General features: G+C 42.6%; 17 protein-coding genes. 3 read left to right on the top strand and 14 right to left on the bottom strand.

The annotated features are described in order from the left end of the window. Positions 1 to 7: 7 nt before the first annotated feature. The 11 genes from IJI01_RS12715 to feoB all read right to left on the bottom strand — a co-directional run bounded on the left by IJI01_RS12715 (position 8) and on the right by feoB (position 14,279). Positions 8 to 1,912, bottom strand: a complete 1,905-nt coding sequence (locus IJI01_RS12715) for a DUF5722 domain-containing protein (RefSeq protein WP_292191003.1) — start codon at positions 1,910 to 1,912, stop codon at positions 8 to 10. A 20-nt stretch (positions 1,913 to 1,932) separates the two neighbouring features. Further along, a complete protein-coding gene (locus tag IJI01_RS12710) occupies positions 1,933 to 3,255 on the bottom strand; it encodes a replication-associated recombination protein A (protein ID WP_292191001.1) in 1,323 nt (440 codons plus the stop codon). A gap of 54 nt (positions 3,256 to 3,309) precedes the next feature. Further along, positions 3,310 to 4,752, bottom strand: coding sequence for an MATE family efflux transporter (locus tag IJI01_RS12705; protein WP_292190999.1), 1,443 nt, complete (start codon positions 4,750 to 4,752; stop codon positions 3,310 to 3,312). After that, positions 4,749 to 5,630 (bottom strand): TIGR01212 family radical SAM protein, encoded by an 882-nt coding sequence (locus IJI01_RS12700; protein WP_292190996.1) that lies wholly within the window; start codon positions 5,628 to 5,630, stop codon positions 4,749 to 4,751. The genes IJI01_RS12705 and IJI01_RS12700 overlap by 4 nt, the downstream gene beginning before the upstream one ends. Positions 5,631 to 5,632: 2 nt before the next feature. Next, positions 5,633 to 6,550 carry a leucine-rich repeat protein gene (locus tag IJI01_RS12695; RefSeq protein WP_292190995.1) on the bottom strand — a complete coding sequence of 306 codons (918 nt, stop codon included), beginning with the start codon at positions 6,548 to 6,550 and terminating at the stop codon, positions 5,633 to 5,635. Positions 6,551 to 6,563: 13 nt separating this feature from the next. Further along, positions 6,564 to 7,760, bottom strand: coding sequence for a DUF362 domain-containing protein (locus IJI01_RS12690; protein WP_292190991.1), 1,197 nt, complete (start codon positions 7,758 to 7,760; stop codon positions 6,564 to 6,566). Between the two features lie 131 nt (positions 7,761 to 7,891). Next, on the bottom strand, positions 7,892 to 8,818 hold the full coding sequence (locus tag IJI01_RS12685) for a diacylglycerol/lipid kinase family protein (RefSeq protein ID WP_292190990.1): 927 nt from the start codon (positions 8,816 to 8,818) through the stop codon (positions 7,892 to 7,894). A 41-nt stretch (positions 8,819 to 8,859) separates the two neighbouring features. Then, entirely contained in the window at positions 8,860 to 9,354 is a 495-nt protein-coding gene (locus IJI01_RS12680; RefSeq protein ID WP_292190987.1) for a dihydrofolate reductase, read from the bottom strand. A gap of 17 nt (positions 9,355 to 9,371) precedes the next feature. Beyond that, positions 9,372 to 10,223 (bottom strand): thymidylate synthase, encoded by an 852-nt coding sequence (thyA, locus tag IJI01_RS12675; RefSeq protein WP_292190984.1) that lies wholly within the window; start codon positions 10,221 to 10,223, stop codon positions 9,372 to 9,374. Positions 10,224 to 10,251: 28 nt separating this feature from the next. Next, positions 10,252 to 11,856, bottom strand: a complete 1,605-nt coding sequence (locus tag IJI01_RS12670; protein ID WP_292190981.1) for an MBL fold metallo-hydrolase RNA specificity domain-containing protein — start codon at positions 11,854 to 11,856, stop codon at positions 10,252 to 10,254. A gap of 56 nt (positions 11,857 to 11,912) precedes the next feature. Next, a complete protein-coding gene (gene feoB, locus IJI01_RS12665; protein WP_292190979.1) occupies positions 11,913 to 14,279 on the bottom strand; it encodes a ferrous iron transport protein B in 2,367 nt (788 codons plus the stop codon). A 235-nt stretch (positions 14,280 to 14,514) separates the two neighbouring features. On the opposite strand from feoB, the gene IJI01_RS12660 reads away from it, so the two are divergent. After that, complete coding sequence (locus IJI01_RS12660; RefSeq protein WP_292190976.1) at positions 14,515 to 15,660, top strand: DUF3048 domain-containing protein; 1,146 nt, start codon at positions 14,515 to 14,517, stop codon at positions 15,658 to 15,660. Between the two features lie 45 nt (positions 15,661 to 15,705). After that, positions 15,706 to 16,515, top strand: a complete 810-nt coding sequence (locus tag IJI01_RS12655; protein WP_292190973.1) for a TraX family protein — start codon at positions 15,706 to 15,708, stop codon at positions 16,513 to 16,515. Positions 16,516 to 17,260: 745 nt separating this feature from the next. On the opposite strand, the gene IJI01_RS12650 is transcribed toward IJI01_RS12655, so the two are convergent. The 3 genes from IJI01_RS12650 to trkA all read right to left on the bottom strand — a co-directional run bounded on the left by IJI01_RS12650 (position 17,261) and on the right by trkA (position 20,805). Further along, a complete protein-coding gene (locus IJI01_RS12650; RefSeq protein WP_292190970.1) occupies positions 17,261 to 17,851 on the bottom strand; it encodes a hypothetical protein in 591 nt (196 codons plus the stop codon). A gap of 143 nt (positions 17,852 to 17,994) precedes the next feature. Next, positions 17,995 to 19,440 (bottom strand): TrkH family potassium uptake protein, encoded by a 1,446-nt coding sequence (locus IJI01_RS12645; protein WP_292190962.1) that lies wholly within the window; start codon positions 19,438 to 19,440, stop codon positions 17,995 to 17,997. A gap of 3 nt (positions 19,441 to 19,443) precedes the next feature. Then, positions 19,444 to 20,805: a Trk system potassium transporter TrkA gene (gene trkA / locus IJI01_RS12640; protein ID WP_292190959.1), complete on the bottom strand. Its 1,362-nt coding sequence runs from the start codon at positions 20,803 to 20,805 to the stop codon at positions 19,444 to 19,446. Between the two features lie 267 nt (positions 20,806 to 21,072). On the opposite strand from trkA, the gene bilS reads away from it, so the two are divergent. Beyond that, positions 21,073 to 21,612 carry a flavodoxin family protein BilS gene (gene bilS / locus IJI01_RS12635; protein ID WP_292190956.1) on the top strand — a complete coding sequence of 180 codons (540 nt, stop codon included), beginning with the start codon at positions 21,073 to 21,075 and terminating at the stop codon, positions 21,610 to 21,612. The last annotated feature ends 153 nt before the right edge of the window (positions 21,613 to 21,765 follow it).

Below are 21,765 nucleotides of genomic sequence, written 5' to 3'. Positions count from 1 at the left end.
CTTGTAACTAGAACTTTGTCCCAACTATATCATACGCAAATGATACTACCTCATTTCGCTTGTCAGTATCAATATATTTGAACACATTATAAATATATTTATGATGACCGCCAGTTGTCTGAAGTCCAAGGGCAAGTCCCAGCGCTGCGATTTCATCGCTGGCATCCGTCTGTCTCGACAACATGAGTGCGTCAATATAGCCGTTCTTTTCCATTTTGGTGTAGGCATAAGCAAAAGCCGCTGCCTGCATAGTTTCGCCAGAAGTAGAAGAATAACCGATCTCACTAAGTATGATGGATCTGACATTTCCGGAAGTATCCCTCATCTCATCTCTCTGCATGTAGTCGGTGAGGACCTCAAGGTTATCCATTGAGATAACCGGTGTAGAAACCGTATGGTTAGTGTACTTGGTCGGCTTCCAGAAAGGAGTATTCTCATTAGGGAACGAGTATGGATGAGCTGCAAGTCCCCAGTCAATATTGCCATATTCTGAGATGGATGAAGTGAATATATCCAGAACATCCTTGGCATCATAGTCGCCAGTCTTCTGTGTGTTGTAGGTCCATCTCTGGTCTATTGAGAAGTAAACCTTGGCTGCAGAGTTCTGACTCTTGATCGCATTGTAGAAAACTCTGAAAGCTCTGACAAAAGCAGTTGTATAAGTATCAACATCTACAAATGGCATGTAGTTGTATTCGCGTCTTGCATTAACCTCATTAGCAATGATCCACATGCTAACATTGCCGTGACCAGAACCTGAATATCTGTTGGCCAAAAAGCTTCCGATAGCCGCACAGGCCTTAACTCCGCCGTCATTAACCGCATTAAACATGTAGTAAGGAGCTGTTGAGCCGTGCCTTGCATCAGGATGTGTGATCTCAGGGAAAGCAGCTGTGCTGGCATCATTAAGAACAATAGCAGCAACATCAATACCCATGCTGTTGAGCCTCTTGAAAAGATAATCATAGGTCTCAATAGCTCCCTGCTTGAAGTGATAGGTCACTCCGCCGTAGGTATATGAAATGCCACCTGATGTGGTCAAAATATGCGATAAAGGAATGTTGTAGGTACAGTAGCTAACTCCCAGATCAGGAAGCTCGCCGATTCTAAGTGGATCTGGCAGGATTCCCTTAATGGACTTGTGTGACATTCCGCCATAGCTGTAGCCTGCACAGCCTTCAGGGTTAGTGATGTATTTAGGATGCGCAATTGAGACATATTCTCCATCAAGCTTAACTGCAACAGTGAACTTTGAGAAGAGCTTAGAGGATGAATCTCCCTTATTTAAGTTTACGGTAAAAGATGTATCATCACCCTTATATATCTTGGCTAAAGGCTCAGCATCTTCGCTGATTGAGTCTTCATAGGTCTTTTCTTCAAAAAGATAATAGTACTTGTCATCACTCTTGGGAATTCCATCAGAAGTTACAGAAACCTGAACCTTGGAGGAATCAACGATGAGGCAGTTATCTATAGAAGCAAAGGTGCTCCTGTTCTCAGCTGTCATCTCAACAGTCGCTGGTCTGAGGCCAAGGGCCTTGGATACTGACTTACCACCAGAAACGATAGTGCTAATCACTTCATCACTGAGGTACTGAGTTTCTATCTTCTGCACTGATTCGAGTAGTCCTTCTGAACCAGATGCACCAGCGCCGCTCTCATCCACTATCACCCCTGGAGTTTCGATTGCCTGCTCGCGTGTCTCATCAATAGCAGCGGAATCATTAAGAACCACTTCCTGTGTGCTATCCAAAAATGAACTGCTATCTTCTGTGCTCTCAGCACCAAATATCAGATAGATTCCTGATCCGATCACAAAAGCAGTGGCCAGTCCTGCCACTATGCTGCTAAGGATCACAAGTCTTCTATTTTTACGGGCTTTTAACCCGGAATGCATCTTTTTCTTTTTCATCTAACCCTCAAAAAATATAATTAATCCTTCTTTTTGAGCTTCTTCATGTGCTCTTTAATCTTAACTTCGTATCCATTTCCTGAAGGATTATAGAACTCTTTACCATTGAGTTCATAAGGAAGATACTGCTGCTCAACGTAGTTATTAGGGTAGTCGTGAGCATATTTATAGCCAATTCCATGGCCAAGCTTACCAGCTGACTTGTAATGTGCATCCTGAAGATGAGCTGGAATAGGAAGATTCCCTGTCTCTCTGACCATTGCCATGGCATCATCAATAGCGCAAATGGCTGCATTGGACTTAGGCGCAGTAGCAATGTAGCTCGCAGCCTGGGCAAGAGTTATCCTGGCCTCTGGCATACCTAGTCTTTCTACTGCAAGTGAAGCTGCAACAGCAACCTGAAGCGCCTGCGGATCAGCATTGCCAACATCCTCCGAAGCGCACACCATCATCCTGCGGACGATGAACTTGGGATCCTCGCCTGCATTAAGCATCCTGGCAAGGTAGTAAACTGCCGCATCAGGATCTGACCCTCTCATGCTCTTGATAAAAGCTGATATTGTATCGTAATGGTTGTCCCCATCCTTATCATATCTGGCTACCTTTTTCTGGATACATTCCTCGGCAACCTCTTTGGTGATGTGGATAAGGCCATCCTCACTTCTGTTGGTAGTCAAAATGCCAAGTTCAATGGCATTAAGGGCATGTCTGGCATCGCCATCTGCAAGGTCAGCAAGAAAATCTGCCGCATCAGGCTCCAGAACTGCCTTGTAAGCCCCCATTCCTCTATCTTTATCTGTAACAGCTCTGTTCAAAAGAACCTTGATATCATCTGCTGTAAGAGGCTTAAGCTCAAATATTATGGACCTTGAAATAAGAGCCCCGTTAACCTCAAAATATGGGTTCTCGGTAGTTGCTCCAATAAGGATAACTGTTCCATCCTCAACAAATGGAAGAAGGTAGTCCTGCTGCCCCTTATTAAATCTATGAATCTCGTCTATGAAAAGAATGGTCTTCTTGCCATACATACCAAGATTATCCTTGGCTTTACCAACCACTTCTTCCATATCTTTTTTGCCGGCGACAGTGGCATTGATCTGCATGAACTCAGCCTTGGTAGTTCCTGCTATAACCTTGGCCAGAGTGGTCTTACCTGTTCCGGGAGGTCCATATAAAATAATGGAGCTAAGCTTGTCTGCTGAGATTGCACGATAAAGAAGCTTGTCCTTAGCAATAATGTGCTGCTGACCAACTACCTCATCAAGGGTCCTTGGGCGCATTCTTGCGGCAAGCGGAGATTCCTTATCTTTATTGTTTTCTCTCATATATTCAAACAAATCCATAACAAATCAATTTTATATTTTTATGCCCTTTTATTCAAGATAATCTTAATTCATTTACCCAGCGGTTTTTACGATATTTCTCACCCAAACACCGCTGCGGACAAGGATAAATCCGATGAGACATTTAATGGCTTCAAGAAGCGATACAACAGTAAATACTGACAGTGCTGGAAGAGCTGTATATCTACTAAGAATATATGCACAAGGCACTGGTACAAGCCATGCAAAGCAGCTGTCAAAAAGGAATGTAACTGTAGTCTTTCCACCTGATCTCATGGTGAAATATGACACATTCGCGTATGCGTTAATAGGCATGCAAAGAGCTACAATCCAGATATACCTTGTTGCAAGTCTTCTGATCTCTGGTTCAGTGTTATAAACCTGAGGAATGAATGGAGCAGCAAGTGCAAGAAGTGAGCCCATCACAAAGGTCGAAGCCACGCTAAGAGCTGCCATTCTCCAGGCTGTACGTCTTGCAGAAACAAGTCTGTCCGCACCGAGCTCTTGTCCAACAATGATTCCTGTTGAGTTACCAAGTGATAAGAATACCTCGTTGAATATCTGAGAAATTGTTCCGCTGATATTCATAGCCGCAATCACGGCAATTCCTCTTATGGAATAAGCCTGCAAAAGAGTTGCCTGTGAAAGGCTCCACAAGAACTCATTCATAAGAAGTGGAAGTGACCTGATCAGCATCTGGACAGCCAGGTTACCAGGAATCACAAACTTGCTGTAAAGTCCTCTAAAGAACGTGTATCTGGAGTTCTTTTTATGAGCGCCATAAACAACTATAGCCAGCTCTACAAATCTGGAAATTACTGTGGCTACAGCAGCTCCATAAACGCCCATTTTAGGAAGTCCAAAGAGACCAAAGATGAGCAGAGCATTAAACACGAAGTTAACGCCCATAGCCACCATACTGGCGATCATAGGAAGTGTAGTCTTGCCTGATTCCCTCATGGCGCTGGCATAAACCTGAGTTAAGCTAAATGGAATAAGTCCAACTATCATTATCCTCAGATATCCGGAAGCCAGCTTCAGTGTCTGAGCTGCATCTGCTGCCGGTGTATCAGCTGCAATGTACAGATTAATGAGCGTACCACCAAAGGTTATCAGAATCGTACCTGCTACCAGCAAGATTGTAACGGCTGTCAGGAACTTAAATCTGATGGCCGCCCTTACGCCCTCCATATCTCCTTTTCCAAAGAACTGAGTACTGAAAATTCCCGCTCCCGCAAGAGATCCCCATATACACAGGTAAAAGATAAAGAGAATCTGGTTAACGATAGCTACAGCGGACATGGACAGAGTTCCTACCTGTCCAACCATGATGTTATCCAGAAGTCCTACAATGTTGGAAAGTGTATTCTGAATGATCATTGGAAGCACAACCATGGAAACTCTGCGGTAAAAGGCCGCGTCTCCAATAAGTGCCTCCTTCAATGTGAATTTATATTTAATTGCTTCTTCTCTATTTCCTGTCTCAAAACTACTCATTTTACTATTCCTTTAGTCTTTTCTGTCAGCATGTTCAATACACGCTTCTTGTCGAGGCTCCACATTGGTGCCACAAGGAGTTTTCTTGGGCCGTCGCCCTGCATGCGATGAACAACGCATGTTTCCGGTAAAAGAGCCAGCGCATCCGCCACAAGGTCTGTGTATTCCTCCATACTCATGATATGGAAAGGCTCTTTTGCAAACTCCTCGTACATCTGCGTGCCCTTTAATATCTGAAGATTCTGTATTTTAATTCCATCAAGGCTTGGCTCCAGCTCAGCAAGAAATCTAACTGATTCCAGCATCATCTCCCTGCTTTCTCCTGGAAGTCCCATTATTAGGTGCACAATAACGGTAAGTCCTGCTTCCTTGAGGCGCTTATAAGCGTCAATAAAGCAGTCCAGATCATAGCCTCTGTTAAAGGCTCTTGCAGTCTCATCATGAATTGTCTGAAGCCCCAGTTCCACCCATACTGGCTTAATCTGATCAAGCTCTTTTAACATAGCTATCACTTCTGGTCCAACGCAGTCAGGTCTTGTTCCAAGGGATAGTATCACCACGTCATCCCGCATGATTGCTCTGGTGTACAGTTCTCTGAGTCTTGCCACATCACCATAGGTATTGGTAAAAGACTGAAAATATGCAATAAACTTGCTGGCATCAGTCTTTTGCTGGATTCTGGCCTTGGCTTCCTGTATCTGATCGTCAATAGATCCGGATGCAGCAAACTCTCCAGAGCCGCCCTCTGAACAAAAGGTGCAGCCTCCAACGCTCACCGTTCCATCCCTGTTAGGGCATCCACAGCCTGAAGACAGAGACAGACGATAAACCTTCTCGCCATATTCATTTTTAAGATATGTAGAAAGCTTAATTGCCATAATCAAAAACCAAATGTAAACGCATTATCCTGCGCAGCTTTCCTGCTCTTTTCCATCAAAAGAGATGTGATAGCAGGAATATCGAGGCCAGCTGCATATTCTACAGCCCTCTCTATATCTGTATCTTCAAACAAATTTGCTTCAGATGTATACTCAAGGAGCTTACCTAAAGTTCCAAGCGTCTCGCCATCTTTTTTGGCAAGCTCAATGTATCTTACTAATATGTCACGGCCATTATCTCTTACAAACTGCTCATAGCCGGCCTTGAACCGCTCTTCCAGTTCAAGGGGATAAAGAAGCCTTCCTATAGCTATGTCCTGACAGATACTACCTCCGTCTATCATAGCCTTGGCAAAAAGAGAGTCATACTGGCGATAATCTATCTTCCTACGATCCACACACTCTCTGTAAGCATAGCCAGCACCTGCGATTGAGAACTGAATTGTCCTTGCCATGGTATTCTCGTTGAAGTCATAGACATATCCAGGGAAAGAAAGAACAGAATCCGCTCCACTTCCGGTCTTGTCATGTATCACAAATCTGATGGCTTTATCACTGTCAGCAAGAAAGTTTCTGATTACCTCAAACCAGCTGCGGGTAATGGTAATCTCCACCTCTTCCAGATTGTCGCACTGTCTCACAACGCCGTCGTAGTAATCATCAAGGCTGTCATATATGGAAATCTTCTTAAGATTCCTGCTATTGTGGAAGACATAGCTCCTGAGAATCCTGACGGTCTGCGGAATCTCTACAGCTACAATGTCCTCTCTTGCAGAAAAGGCGTGACTTCCAATTGACTCAACCTTGATTCCGTCTATAGTTTCAGGAATCACCAGATTAGTCACAGTTCCCTCGTAGCCTGTAATCTCTATATATTCATGATTATCTTTTTTGTCATTTATCATTTCATATAAGAACATGTATGTTTCCTGATCACACGTGATTTATACGGTTAGCAAACCTTCCAAGCAGGTTATAGTGAACCTTCATGGCTCCCTTAGGGCAGAACTCCTGACAGCAGAAGCACTTGATGCACTTAGATCTGTCAATCTGTGGAATCTTGTTCTTGCCTCCATCCACCATGGTTATAGCCTTGGCTGGGCATGTATCCGCGCACTTTCTGCAGCCGATACACTCCTTTACCTTGACCTGAGGCTTGGTGGTATAGGCAAGCTTAAGGACAGCGGATGTGAGAGCACCCTGAATGCCCTTTCCTTCAAAGGTTATGCTCTGATGAATTGTTGCGCGCTTAAAGTCAGCTACCTTGATCTCAGAAACTGGGCAGCTTCCCACAACTGTAACTTCACTAAAGTCCTTGGGGCCTAGACCTCTTTCGTTGGCAACGATAAGAGTTGCCACGTCTGCGTAGCCCATACCAATAAGCTCAGCGCAGACCATATCAAGAGCGTAAGGCTTTGCTGATGCAAGAACAGCACCGATATGTCTCTTTTCACCGGCAGTTGGACCATTGCCCTCCATGCCATCTACGGCATCAACCACATAGAGCTTTGGTTTAAAGAACTCGTTCAGATCCACCATGATATTGGCAAAGGCATGCTCCTCTGGAAATCTCATGTGGTACTCTGGCTTGGTCGCACCAGGGATTGTTCCGAACATGTTCTTAACTGCGCAGCTCATCCCCATCATGGCGTGGGTCTTGAGCTTGGAGAAATTGATGATGGCATCAACATTATCAAGCCAGCCTGTATAAATGAAGGTCTTGATGGATACTGCATCAAGGAACTCTCCATTGTGGATTGAGTAATCATCATTTAATTTGAGCTTCTCTCCCGTTGGATCCAGCTCTTTTACCATGGTCTCAAGACCGCAGGTCTTATATACGTTCTGAAGAAACATTGGAGTATAAAGACCTCCCGGGCTATCGCCAATTACAACGCTGGCGCCCATCTCCAGAAGCTTTTCGCAAAGTCTCTTAAGAAGCACAGGATGTGTTGTAACAGACTTATCCGGTGCCATAGCTGCAACCAGATTGGTCTTAATTCCAATTCTCATGCCTGGCTTAACAAAATCCAGAGCGTCAATATCTGCAAGCACCTTATCCAGTGCCTCTTTTACAACTTCATAATCGTATGAAGGGCATTTTTCTATAGCTACATTTTCAAAACTCATACTAGTCACTTTTCTTTCTAATAAGTATATAGTTTCCCATAACGCAAAAAATTATGGTGGCAACGCATAGGTTGTCACCATACATTCTCTACAAAAATCCTTGTGGTTGTCAAATGAATTTTCTATATCCTTTAACTTTGTTTGGTCATTATGGTCATGGCCTTATCTATTACTTCTATTGTAGTTTCCTTGTAAGCACCGCCAAACTCACCGTCCAAAGTCCATTCCACATCATCTTCTGAAACAAGATTTACCTTTTTAACCTGCTTGTAGGTGATGTAAGGATTATCAGGTTCTCTGGAAGCAAGAGCTGTAATAACTGCATTAAACTCACCAAGATTCTTGGGCGCACGGATAAGAAGCAGCTCCATCTGGCCGTCGTCCTGCTTGATATCAGCATCAGCGAAAAGAGTCATGCCTGCCACAGACGCCGAATTGCTGACTGCGCCAAAGATATAATCGCCCTCTTCCAGAACTCCATCTGCCTCAATCTTCATGTGACAGCTATAGCCTATATTCTGAGGAAGCTCTGCAATAGCACTAATTACATAGGCTGCGTAACCAAGAACGTTTTTAAGGTCCTGGTCAGTAGCATAGCTCACCTTGGAAAAAGCTCCAAAAGCAGCAACATAGTTAAAGAATCTGTCATTCATCTTACCAACATCATACTGAGTTGGCTTGCCAGATATAGCAACTTCCAGTGCTTTGGTACGAACTCCGGGAATTCCAAGTGCTTTGGCAAAATCATTGGTGCTGCCAGATGGAATATAGGCAAGAAGAGGTTTCTTATCCAGCAGCATCATTGAATTCATGACATGGTTAAGTGTTCCATCGCCGCCGCTGCAAAGAATAAGCTCTGTCTCTTTTCCATATTCTGCCACCAGAACCTCTGAAGTAAGGTCTGTTCCAGGGATAATCGGATATACGATCGGCTCATAGCCTTTTTCCGCAAGAGCTATGGCTATATCAAGAGTATCATTACCTGCTTTGCCAGTTCCTGAAGTTTTATTTATCAGAACAAGTGCTTTCTTTCTGTTGTCTGTTTTATTCGCGCTCACTTATAATCCCTCTGAATTAGTTAACTGATGTTGCACTATAATCATTTAGCAATTCTCTTGTATGTCCTATAAGTGTAAGTCAAATCAAAGTAAACCTGCTCGTCGCTCTCGTCCGCCATCTCCCACTCAGGATCCTTGTCCAGGTTAGGGAAATAGGTATCTGCCTCAAATTCCTTGTCGATAAAGGTTACGATTGCTGTATCGCACTGATCAAGAAATTCTCTGTATACGCTCTCTCCACCTATGATGTATACCTCATCGGTATCAAGGTCAGAAACAAGGTCTAAGAGCTCCTGCTTGGAGTGAACTACTGCTGCGTCCTTAACTCTGTAGTCTTTCTTGGTAGAAAGAATAATGTTGTTTCTCTTAGGAAGAACAACTCTCTGAGGAAAGGTCTCAAGTGTCTTTCTTCCATATACTATTGTCTTGTTTATTGTCTCATTTCTGAAATTCTTCTGGTCCGCTGGTATGCTAACAAGGAGCTGTCCCTTGTTACCGATGGCCCAGTTACTGTCTACTGCTACGATTGCTTTCATACTGTCTCCTCTATATTTTATATCGCGATCGGAATATCTTTTAACTGTTCACCTGCAACTTTGTAGCCCTCGAGAGAAACGTCGTTACGTGTGAACTGATAGAAATCTTTTACGTCCGGATTAAGGTGGAACTTAGGTGCTGGAAGTGGCTTACGCTCAATGAGCTCCTTGATAAGGGGCACATGTCTGTCGTAGATATGTGCATCTGCGATTACGTGAACAAGCTCACCTACGTTCATGTCACAGACCTGAGCAAGCATATGCACAAGAACTTCATACTGAACTACGTTCCAGTTATTAGCTGCTAAAACGTCCTGAGATCTCTGGTTGAGGATAGCATTAAGTGTAAGCTTGTCCTCGCCCTTTTTCTGAGTAACGTTGTAGGTTACTGAATATGCACATGGATACAGATTCATCTCATGAAGATCATTGAACACATAAGTGTTTGTCATGATACGACGGCTGAATGGATTGTTCTTGAGGTCATAGATAACCCTGTCAATCTGGTCAAACTCGCCTTCCTTATAGATGCTCTTCTGGCCAATCTGATAGCCGTAAGCCTTACCAATAGATCCTGTCTCATCAGCCCACTCATCCCAGATATGGCTGTTAAGGTCATGGATATTATTACTCTTTTGCTGATAAATCCAGAGAATCTCATCAGTTGCACTCTTAAGAGCTGTCTTTCTGAGTGTCATGATAGGAAATTCCTTGGAAAGATCGTATCTGTTAACTACCCCAAACTTCTTGATAGTATATGCAGGTGTTCCATCAGGCCAGTGAGGTCTTACCTTCTCACCCTCAGTAGAGGTGCCGTTCTCAAGGATATCCTTGCACATATCTATAAAGATTTCATCTGCTCTGCTCATATTTCTCCCCTTTTCAAACTTTTTTCTTTTATTTACTCCATTTGTCACACAACGCTATTATCTGATCTGCGAACTTGGCCTTGTCCTTATTGGTCATGCCCTCACTCTTAGCTATGATGCCCATAAGTCTTGCACCTGCTGCCTTGAGTCTTGCGTAAACATCAGAAACAAGCGTAGCCTCTTTCTTCTTAACAGGAATCGGAACGCCTTCCTTGGTGATCTGTCCTGAGATGATATCAAATTCAGTTCCGCTGTATGGAGCGTAGGTATTGTAGCCGTACTCGTCTCTAAGACACTGGGCAAAAGAGACACAGACGCTGTCTTCGCCATGAACAACAAAGACTCTCGAAGGTCTTTTTACGGTAAAACCGTTGAGCCACTCGATAAGTCCGTTTTTATCAGCATGTCCTGACAAGCCCTCAAGCTTGCAGATATCTGCCTTGATATCAATAGTCTCGCCAAAGAGCTTGATCTGCTCTGCGCCGTCAACTATGGCTCTACCTGTTGTTCCAATTGACTGATAGCCAACAAAAAGAACTGTACATTCCTCGCGCCACAAATTGTGCTTGAGGTGATGCCTGATACGTCCAGCCTCGCACATTCCAGAAGCTGAAATAATAACCTTAGGCTCAGGATCTTCGTTGATAGCTCTTGATTCCTCTGTGGTGATGGCCAGATTAAGACCAGGGAAGGTCACAGGATTGATCCTCTTCCTGACCAGCTCCATAGCCTCATCATCGTAGCACTCGTACTGATTGTCCTCGAATATCTCTGTAGCCTCAACAGCCAGAGGACTATCTACAAAAACAGGGAAATTGGGCTTACTCTTAACCAGCCCGTCTATCTTGATCTTCCTGATAAAGTACAGCATTTCCTGGGTTCTACCCACAGCAAATGAAGGAATAACAACATTTCCGCCTCTTGCAAAGGTTCTGTCCAGTATCTCCGCAAGCTCTTTTACATAATCAGGCCTTTCAGTGGCATGAAGTCTGTCACCATAGGTGGACTCCATGATAACGTAGTCCGCTTCCTCGGTGTTCTGAGGATCTCTTATAAGTGGCTGGCGCTTATTGCCGATATCACCGGAAAAGACAAGCTTCTTGGTGACATTTTTCTCAGTAAGCCACACCTCTATGCTGGCAGAACCAAGGAGATGTCCTATGTCAGTAAAACGAATCTTGACGCCTTCGCACACATCAATTTCCTGATTATAGTCGCAGGGAATAAAGGCCTTGATGGTCTTCTCAGCATCTTCCATGGTGTAGGCGGGCTCTACCTGAGCGATATCTCTGGTACGTTTAGCCTTACGGTTACGCCACTCCGCTTCCTGCATCTGAATATGCGCACAGTCACGCAGCATAATGTTACACAGATCAGAAGTCGCATCCGTAGCATAAATCTTGCCTCTAAAGCCCTTGGCATATAGAAGCGGGAGATTTCCTGAGTGATCCACATGAGCATGTGTCAGGAAAACATAGTCTATTTCGGGCGCAGACACTGGAAGTGGGACATTTTCAAAGTAATCCTTGCCCTGCTCCATTCCATAATCTACCAGAATATTCTTGTCACAGGCCTGTATAAAATGACAGCTTCCTGTAACCTCGTGATCAGCACCGATAAAGGTAAGTTTCATACGCAAATACCTCGTCCCTGATGTATTTATTCATAAATTAAATTATATCATGTTAATTACCCTATTATCAAAAGAGCTACAAGCCTCACTACAAGGGCAACGATCCATGCAACAGCGCACTGCCATACCACAACTGCAAGAGCCCACTTTTTGCCAAGCTCTCTTTTTATAGAAGCAATAGCTGCCACGCATGGTGTATACAAAAGGCTGAATACCAGCAATGTAATGGCTGTCACTGTAGTAAGAGAATTCTCAACTCCATCGACGAACAGAACCTCCATAACTGAGACCACGCTCTCCTTGGCAATAAATCCGCTGATAAGAGAGGTACAGATTCTCCAGTCACCAAGTCCAAGTGGTGCAAAAAGAGGTGCTATAATTCCTGAAACAATAGCAAGAATACTCTCTTTGGAATCACTGACAAGGTTAAAGTGAAGGTCAAAGTTACTAAGAAGCCAAACAACAATTGTAGCAATGAAAATAACTGAAAAAGCTCTCTGAATGAAGTCCTTGGACTTCTCCCAAAGGAGCTGTCCCACATTTCTAGGACTTGGAAGTCTGTAATTAGGAAGCTCCATTACAAATGGCACAGGTTCGCCCTTAAATACAGTCTTCTTGGTTATGAAAGCATTGAGGATTCCAATTGCAATTCCCCACAGATACAGTGCTGTAATAACTAGTCCGCCTTTTCCAGGGAAAAAGGCATTTACAAAAAAGGCATAAATAGGGAGCTTAGCTGTACAGCTCATGAACGGAGTCAGTACAATTGTCATCTTCCTGTCTCTCTCACTTGGAAGTGTCCTTGTGGACATAACTGCCGGAACAGTACATCCAAAGCCAATAAGGAGAGGTACAATGCTTCGGCCAGAAAGACCTATTTTCCTGAGGATCTTATCCATCACAAAAGCAACTCTTGCAATGTATCCGCTATCTTCCATAAGTGACAGGAAGAGGAAAAGAACTATGATAATAGGAAGGAAGCTGAGTACACTTCCAACTCCGTCAAATATGCCATTAACTACAAGACCTTTTAGAACTTCATTGACTCCAGCAGCAGTCATCGCGTTCTCAACAGTAGCCCCCAGTGCGCCGATTAGTTCCTCCAATATTCCCTGAAGCCATGCACCAATTACATTGAAAGTCAGCACAAATACAAGTCCCATTATAAGGATAAACATAGGGATAGCTGTGTATTTACCAGTAAGTAGCTTATCAATCTTATTACTGCGAAGCTGTTCCTTACTCTCTTTTGGCTTGGTCACACACTTCTGACAAACCTTTTTAATGTACTGGAAACGCATATCCGCTATAGCCGCGCTTCTATCAAGACCTCTTTCTTTTTCCATATGGGAAACAATGTGCTCGATAGCCTCTTTTTCATTATCATCAAGATTCAGCTTTTCTATTATAAGTGGATCGCCCTCAACAACCTTGCTGGCTGTAAATCTAAGAGGAAGTCCAGCTCTGTCTGCGTTATCTGCAATAAGGTTCATTACAGCATGAAGGCACTTGTGAACTATACCTCCATTGTCATCCTTGGAACAGAAGTCCTGTTCAAGCGGTTTCTCCTGATATTTGGCAATGTGAAGAGCATGGGCAATAAGCTCGTCAACACCTTCATTCTTGGCTGCAGCAATAGGAACAACAGGAGTTCCCAGCATTTCCTCCATCTCGTTAATATCTACAACGCCGCCGTTACCTGTGAGCTCATCCATCATATTAAGAGCTACTACAGTTGGAACATCCATCTCAAGTAGCTGCATTGTGAGGTAAAGATTACGCTCAACATTAGTAGCATCAACGATATTGATGATAGCTGTCGGTTTCTCATTGAGTACGTGATTACGAGAAACAATCTCCTCACTTGTATAAGGAGACATGGAATAAATACCTGGAAGGTCAGTAATCAGGGTATTCTTGTAGCCTCTTATCTCTCCATCCTTACGATCCACAGTAACTCCTGGGAAGTTACCAACATGCTGCTTGGATCCAGTAAGCTGGTTAAAAAGAGTTGTCTTTCCACTGTTCTGATTACCAACAAGAGCAAAGGTAAGTGTTGTTCCTTCTGGAAGAGGATTACCGCTGCCCTTGGGGTGATAGATACCTGTTTCACCAAGACCTGGGTGAACAGTTTTCTTTTTTACATCAGACGAACCCTTATCTGATTCACTGCCTGTAAATATTTCATCACTAAATCTGGCTATCTCTGTAATCTCTATCTGCTGCGCCTCTGCAAGACGAAGTGTAAGCCTGTAGCCATGAATCTCAATTTCTAACGGGTCTCCCATGGGCGCATACTTAATAACAGAAAGCTCTGCTCCAGGGATAACACCCATATCCAAAAAATGTTGGCGAAGAGCGCCTTCCCCGCCAACACTAACTATTCTTGCTTTCTTACCGATTTCTAACTCTTTTAATGTCACTTGAAACTCCTTATGTATAAAACCTTAAGAATAATTTTTCTCATTTATAAATATATACTACTCTTTTTACCAGGAAAATAAAATGTAAATTTGTTAGTTATGTGCAACTGCCTATTCATGGGTTGCTCAATTTTTATTATTTTGTTAAAATAGAGATTACCTATGATTTAAAATTGCTTCACTATGCGATTTTGATAGGTATATTTTGTTTTACTAAATAAGGAGATTACAAGTAATGCATATTAGAACATATGGAAAAAAAGTTGTTGCAGCTATGCTGTGCTCAGTAATGGTGCTTTCAATGGCAGCCTGCGGCGCAGAAGATGCCGGCGAAGAGACTTCTACAGGAGTTTCTTTTGAACCAATCAACACTGAGACAACAGACAATGCTGGAGAAGCAGCTACAGAGGAAGTTGCATCAGATGAACCTTACGTACTTCCAGAGGGAATGTACTTCAGCGAACTTACTGGTGAGCCTATCAGCGAAGAGATCAAAGATCAGCGTCCTATCGCAGCTATGGTAGATAATGAGATCACAGCTCTTCCTCACTACGGAACATCAGAAGCAGACGTTGTATATGAGCTTATGAACAGCACCAAGAACGACAGAATCACTCGTCTTATGTGCATTGTTAAGGATTGGGGCAGCATTGAGCAGCTCGGTAGTATCAGAAGTACACGTCCTACCAACATCATTCTTGCTTCAGAGTGGAACGCAATCCTTTGCCACGACGGTGGACCTTACCACAACGATGTATATTTTGCTAACCCTTGGGCAGCTGACCACCTTTCAGGTTATTTCTCAAGAGTAAACAACGGTAAGGCAAGAGAGTTCACAGAGTACATCTTACCTGGTGACCTTGAGTCAGATATCGAGAAGTTCAACATTTCAGCTACATACAATGAGTATGCTAACCCAGGCAGCCACTTCAATTTCATTGAATATGGCAAAGAGTATAAGCTTTCAGACAAGTACTCCAACACATATCCTGGAACAATTGTTACTCTTCCATTCACACATAATTCTTCTCAGCTTGTTTACAACAGCGAGACTAATGAATATGAGTACTACGAGTACGGTGAGAGACACGAAGATGCTGAGGACGGAGCACCTCTTAGCTTCAAGAATGTAATCCTTCAGAACTGCAGCTTCAACCAGCTCGACGAGAACGGCTACCTCATTTACAACTGCATCAGCGATGGTCAGATCGGATGGTACCTCACAAATGGCGAAGCTAAGATTATCATGTGGTCCAAGACAAGCGAGACAGGCGTTACCAAGTATTACGATGACCAGGGTCAGGAGCTTGTTCTTAACACAGGTAAGACTTATATCTCACTTATTCCTTCAGATACTTGGGATAACATTACACTTCAGTAATTACTATAACTAAGATACAAAAATATTTATAAGCGTGAGACTAACATGTCAGAATTAAGCAGATTTCAGAAAATCAACGGCAACACTCTTAAAATAATTGCTTGCATAACTATGCTGATTGATCACATTACAGCAGGTATCATGTTTCCTGTAGTTCGTAGTGGACTGTATACTGGCGATCTCACAATTGACCAGCTTAATTTTATTTATATGTTTCTGAGAGGAGTAGGCAGAACAGCTTTTCCTATATTCTGTTTTCTTCTCGTAGAAGGCTTCATGCACACCAGAAGCAGGCTAAGATACGCTCTTAGTCTGCTTCTTTTTGGTATTATCTCAGAAATTCCTTTTGATCTTATATTCTTTTCCGAAGAAGAGATCTTTAACATTAACATCGTAGAAGCACTTGAGGCCAACAGTTATCTCTTGATGGATCAGTGCAATGTTTATTTCACTCTTCTGTTAGGTCTTCTGGTAATCTGGGGAATGGATGTAGCATATAGCTTCTGCAAGGAAAAGAACCTTCACATTGTGATATCATGGCTTGCCTATATAGTAATCGCATTACTGGGCTGTGGCATAGCTTACAAGATCAATTCAGACTATGACGTTTGGGGCGTAGTTCTCATCCTCATCTTCTACTTACTTCGTAAATATGAATTCATACGTATCCTTGCTGGCTACTTCTTCATCTCCCAGCTCGGCATAGAATATTGGGCTTTCCCAGGCTTCATCCTCATGGCTCTCTACAGCCACAAAAGAGGCCGTAACCTCGGAAACCTCAAATACTTCTTCTACGTATTCTACCCAGTCCACCTGACCCTCATCTACATCATCAGATGCCTCATCTGGGGCTAATCGCTACCACCATTCTCGTCTCAGGCCTCCCGCCCCACACCACAGGGCATGGCGATGTTCAATGAAGATTTTTTCGTCTGTGTAAGTGAGGATATATTCATGAGCCTTTGGGAAGCGGCAATAAGAATTCTGCTTCGGGGCAACATGTCTGAGCACCCAAGGCAGCCTTTCACCTCCCACCAATTCCCCTTGCTCGTCACTGACAAATGCAGATTTTCTCAGATGTTTCCGCAGCTTTTCTTTTAATACGCATGCTCAACTGCAACTCGCAGGACGGAATTGAGATAAATAAATGAAAATGCCATAGCTCGCAAAGCGAGCGTATATAAAAGGAGAAATCAATCTTCCAAGCTAGCTTGAAGAAGTTGATTTCTCCTTTTTAATAGGTGCTACGCACCGTATGGCTTTTTCAAAAATATACAGTTTTCTCCGTCCTGCTTCAGACATCGTTTCGCATGCGCAGGAAAAGCTGCCATGGAAACATTAGAAAATCGCATTTGCCATCTAAGACTCGCCGTGGAAAATTGGATGGATCGGCTACGACTGCTAAGGGTGCGAGTTTTGCCCCGTAGAATTCTTAGCCGCTTTCCGAAGGCCATGAATATCCGAAACTGGAGGCGACGAAAAAATCTTTATGAACGAGCAGAGGCCCTGTGGCGCGGGGCGGGGGAAGGGGTTATGATGTAAATGGCGGCAGCGGGGCCATACGTTTTGGGCATAGAAAAAGAGCGACTTAGTCGCTCTTTTAGTTTGTCATTACGTTGGCCATTGCAGCCTGTGCACTCATGATGTCTGTCTTGGAGATTGTGTAGTCCTGAATGACGTCTGTATCGAATGAAATACAGTTATCAGAATCTGCTGTGACTACATCTATCTGAGTGTATCCTGTGTCCTTATTGCCGGTAAGAATATATACCTGCTCATCCTTGGCTACATCGATTCTGACCTTGATAGTAGCGTCAGCTGTCAGAAGAGCCTTATTACTAAATTTAACTACATATGTACCTGGATAAAATGCATCCTGCATCTTGGTTACTGTACCGCTTATAGGAAGGACATTACCGTCGCTTACTATTGTAACTCTCTGAGTAAGTCTGCCAACACCATTAGCTGTTTCCTGGTTGGCAACACTCGCCTCTCCGCCGCTGGCATTACTGCTATCATCTAATCCCAGATATCCGTTAAGTGTAAATACTGCATCAGAACGAACAGAGTCATCCATGTCCATATTTCCACTGGAACTATTTCTAGAGAACGCAGCTGAGCCAACTACAAATGTGCATATAAAAAGTACAGAAACAAGGAATGCAATAACCCATTTCCTCGTATTCTTCATATAAATCACCTATTAAATAAATCTTTCTTCACAAAACCTACTAAATATTATCACACTTTGGACACAATTAGCAATAATAAATTTTATATTTGTTTATAAAAATTTTAGATTTATTACAGCCAGGTTTTTATTGCTTTTACGTATTATCTCTTCCAGGTCTTAGGCTTTAAAATAATGAAAATAGGCAGAAGTTCCAGTCTTCCAGCCAACATATCAAACATCAGTATAAGCTTGGAAAGATATGAAAACTCTGAATAATTGCCAGTTGGTCCAACCATTCCAAGACCAGGTCCTATGTTATTAAGTGTAGCAACAACAGATGTGACTGTAGTCTGGAAATCAAAATTATCCAAAGACACTACAAGTGTTGAAGCGATAAAAGTAATTACATAAATACCAAGGTATGCAGTAACAGACTTAACTGTTGTTCCCTCTACGGAATGGCCATCCATGTATACTCTTTTAACAGCCTTAGGATGGACTATGAAATTAAGCTCATTTCTGGCATTTCTGATTACGATCAGCGCTCTAGAGAACTTAAATCCACCACCAGTTGAACCAGCGCAGGCTCCGATAAGTGACAGTACCACCAGGATCAATTTGGACAGCATTGGCCAGGTATCAAAATCAAGTGTACAGAAACCTGTAGTTGTCATGATGGAAGCCACAGAAAACAGTGAATGATGGAACGCAAGCCCTGGATCTGTAACACATCCGCTTCTATAAACATTAACAGCTATAACAGTTGCTGCTGCAAGCATAGTAACAATATAGAACTTCACTTCATCAATAGCAAAAGCCTCCTTGGGCTTTTTGTTGAGAAGGAAATAGTAAACCGTAAAGTTAATTCCGCAAAGAGCCATGAACACGATGATAATAGCCTGGCTCACAAGTGAATATCCCATCATTCCTGTGTCACGAACTGCAAAGCCTCCAGTTCCTACTGTGGAAAAAGAGATTGTGATCGCATCATATACTGGCATTCCAGAAATAATAAGACAAAGGATCTCTGCAACAGTGATTCCAAAATAAATAATGTACAAAATCTTAGCTGTATCTTTTACCTTGGGAACAATCTTACCAACAACTGGACCAGGAGACTCAGCTCTCATAAGATGCATGCTGTATCCATCTGCCATTGGAACAACAGCCAGGAGGAAAACAAGCACTCCCATACCACCAATCCAGTGAGTAAAGGTTCTCCAGAACTGTACACTCTTCTCGATATTATCCACACTTGTGAGGATACTGCCTCCAGTTGTGGTAAAGCCTGATACAGTTTCAAAAAGAGCATCAATATAATTCGGAATTGTTCCTGTTATCACAAAAGGAACCGCGCCCATCATACTGACCGCAATCCATGCCACAGCAGTTATAGCGAATCCCTCTTTGGCGTAAATAACCTTATTTGTAGGCTTTTTGATAGTAAAGATTGCTCCAACAACAAAGCACGCAACAGCAAGTATCAAAAAAGAAATAGCGCTGTCATACTCCTTGTATATCAGAGCAACTATAAGAGGCAATGAAAAAAGCGCTCCCATTACCCTTAACAGTCTAAACAGAACGTATCTGATCATCGAGTAATTCATTTATCAATTCTCCAATATATCACTTATATCTTTTAATCCTGTTCTTGTAGTAACTACAATTACAGTGTCTCTGTCTCGGATAACACTATCACCACTTGGAGAAATGATATCGCCATAATGGTTGATACAAGCAATAAGAATTCCCTTCTTGAGGTTGAGCTGTGCAAGAGGCACTCCTATAACAGGGCTACCGCCACGAACGATAAACTCTAGTGCCTCAACTCTGTCATCATTAAGCTTGTACAGTGTCTCAATATTGCTATCCTTGGATGCAGACATTCCTCTTACAAACTGAACGATTCTGTCCGCAGTAATATTCTTGGGATAAATGATACTTCCGATATTCAGTGAGCCAATGATATCGCCATAATTAACCCTGTGTACCTTAGTAATAAGCTTGGCCTTAGGATTAATGCTCTTAACATACATTGACAGCATGATATTCTCTTCATCAAGGTTAGTGAGCGATACAAAGGATTCTACGCTTGTAACGCCTTCCTCCAGGAGCATATCCTTGTCAGTTCCATCTCCGCAGATAATAAGAGCCTGTGGTAAAAGCTCTGACAACTCCTTGCACCTTACTGGATCTCTTTCAAATATTGTGACCTTAATTCCCAGAGAAAGAAGGTTCTGAGCAAGGTAAAAGGCTGTTTCTCCTCCACCAATGATCATTGTTGAATGAACCTTGGCTGTAGGAAGTCCTAATTTTTTGAAGAAATTAACTGTATTCCTGCTGGAAGCAAATACAGTAGCCTCATCTCCTGCATGAAGAACTGTGTTACCATCTGGGATAAATACTTCATTTCCTCTGTTAACAATGGAAATAAGCACCTGTTTACGAAGATCTGCAGGAATATCCTTAAGTGCCTTGTTGCAGAGTCTTGAGTTCTCATCAATGACAAATTTAACAAGCTCCGCTCTTCCTCTTGCAAAGGTCTCAATCTTGGTAGCGGAAGGGAATTTCAAAAGTCTCTCTGCCTCATTTGCAGCAGCTTCCTCAGGGTTTATGACCATTGAAAGTCCAAGTTCTTCTTTGATAAAGTTGATTTCCTTTTTATATATAGGATTACGTACTCTGGCTATAGTATGGCAGTTACCTGCCTTCTTGGCTATCAGACAGCACAAAAGATTGAGCTCATCTGAATCTGTAACTGCGATCATAAGATCTGCAGTCTCAATTCCCGCATCCTTCATAATTGAATAGCTGGCTCCATTTCCAACTATTCCCATAACATCATAGTTATTAACTACACTCTGAAGAACACTGCTCTTTTCTTCTATAACTGTAATATTATGTCCTTCTTTGCTAAGCTGCTGTGTAAGTGTCTGTCCAACATTGCCGCAGCCCACAATCAGAATATGCATATTAGTCCTCCGTTATAAACACATAAATCCACATTACATTATATTCATTCCCATAGTTTAAATCAACTCGCCCGCCCTTAAGATAAGGCAATCTGGTACTGTTTTGTTTATAGAGTTCCTTATTTGTTCATAGGAATAATGGATTTTTTAGATATAAATAATGCCGTGTTTCTTGAATTTACTGATGTTCAAGCATAAAATGTACTTGTATGCGGCGACTATCAAACGTTTTCTGTGGCCATGAGGCCGCAAAGATAGGTGGTGCCTATGCTCAAGTACCTAGTTATATATGCCAGCGAAACTGGTAATACCAAAAAACTTGCAGAAGAAATCTACAAGGCTTTACCTTGTTCCAAGAAGGATAAAGCAATTGTTGATGTACGAACATGGAATGGCACCATGGATGCTGAAACGTATTTTGTTGGTTTTTGGGCAAACAGAGGCTCCTGTACACTGGAAATAATAGATATACTCTCATCCATCAATCACCGCAATATTGCTCTGTTTGGAACCTGTGGAATGGGAAATGACAAGTCCTATTACGCTTCCCTTGAGCAAAATGCCAGTGTTTGGATTTCAGATGATACTAACTTTCTAGGATCATATTTCTGCCAAGGTAAGATGCCTGAGGCTCTAAGGGCCAAATATGAATCCTACAGAGGTAAATGCGATGACTATAAGCTGGATAAGATCATGGAAATCTTTGATACAGCCAAGAGTCATCCCACCAGAGAAGATCTGCAAAGAGCTCACCAATTCGTTAATGAATGCTGCTCACAAGCTAAAGAGCTCATGCTGGCTCACTAATATTTATAATGACACAAAAGGCTATACCAGGCACTCTGCCAGGTATAGCCTTATTTTATTTATGGCTAATATAACCGTTTGGATCAATATAAGCATTCTCAGACATGACATTCATGTCATTTATTATTCGCTGCGCTTCACTTCCGAATGCTT

The organism is Butyrivibrio sp. (genome assembly GCF_017433805.1).
In the GTDB taxonomy this organism is placed as follows: Bacteria; Bacillota; Clostridia; order Lachnospirales; family Lachnospiraceae; genus Butyrivibrio.
Note: the sequence above shows the minus strand (reverse complement) of the source record. Positions and strands in the feature narration are given on the sequence as shown.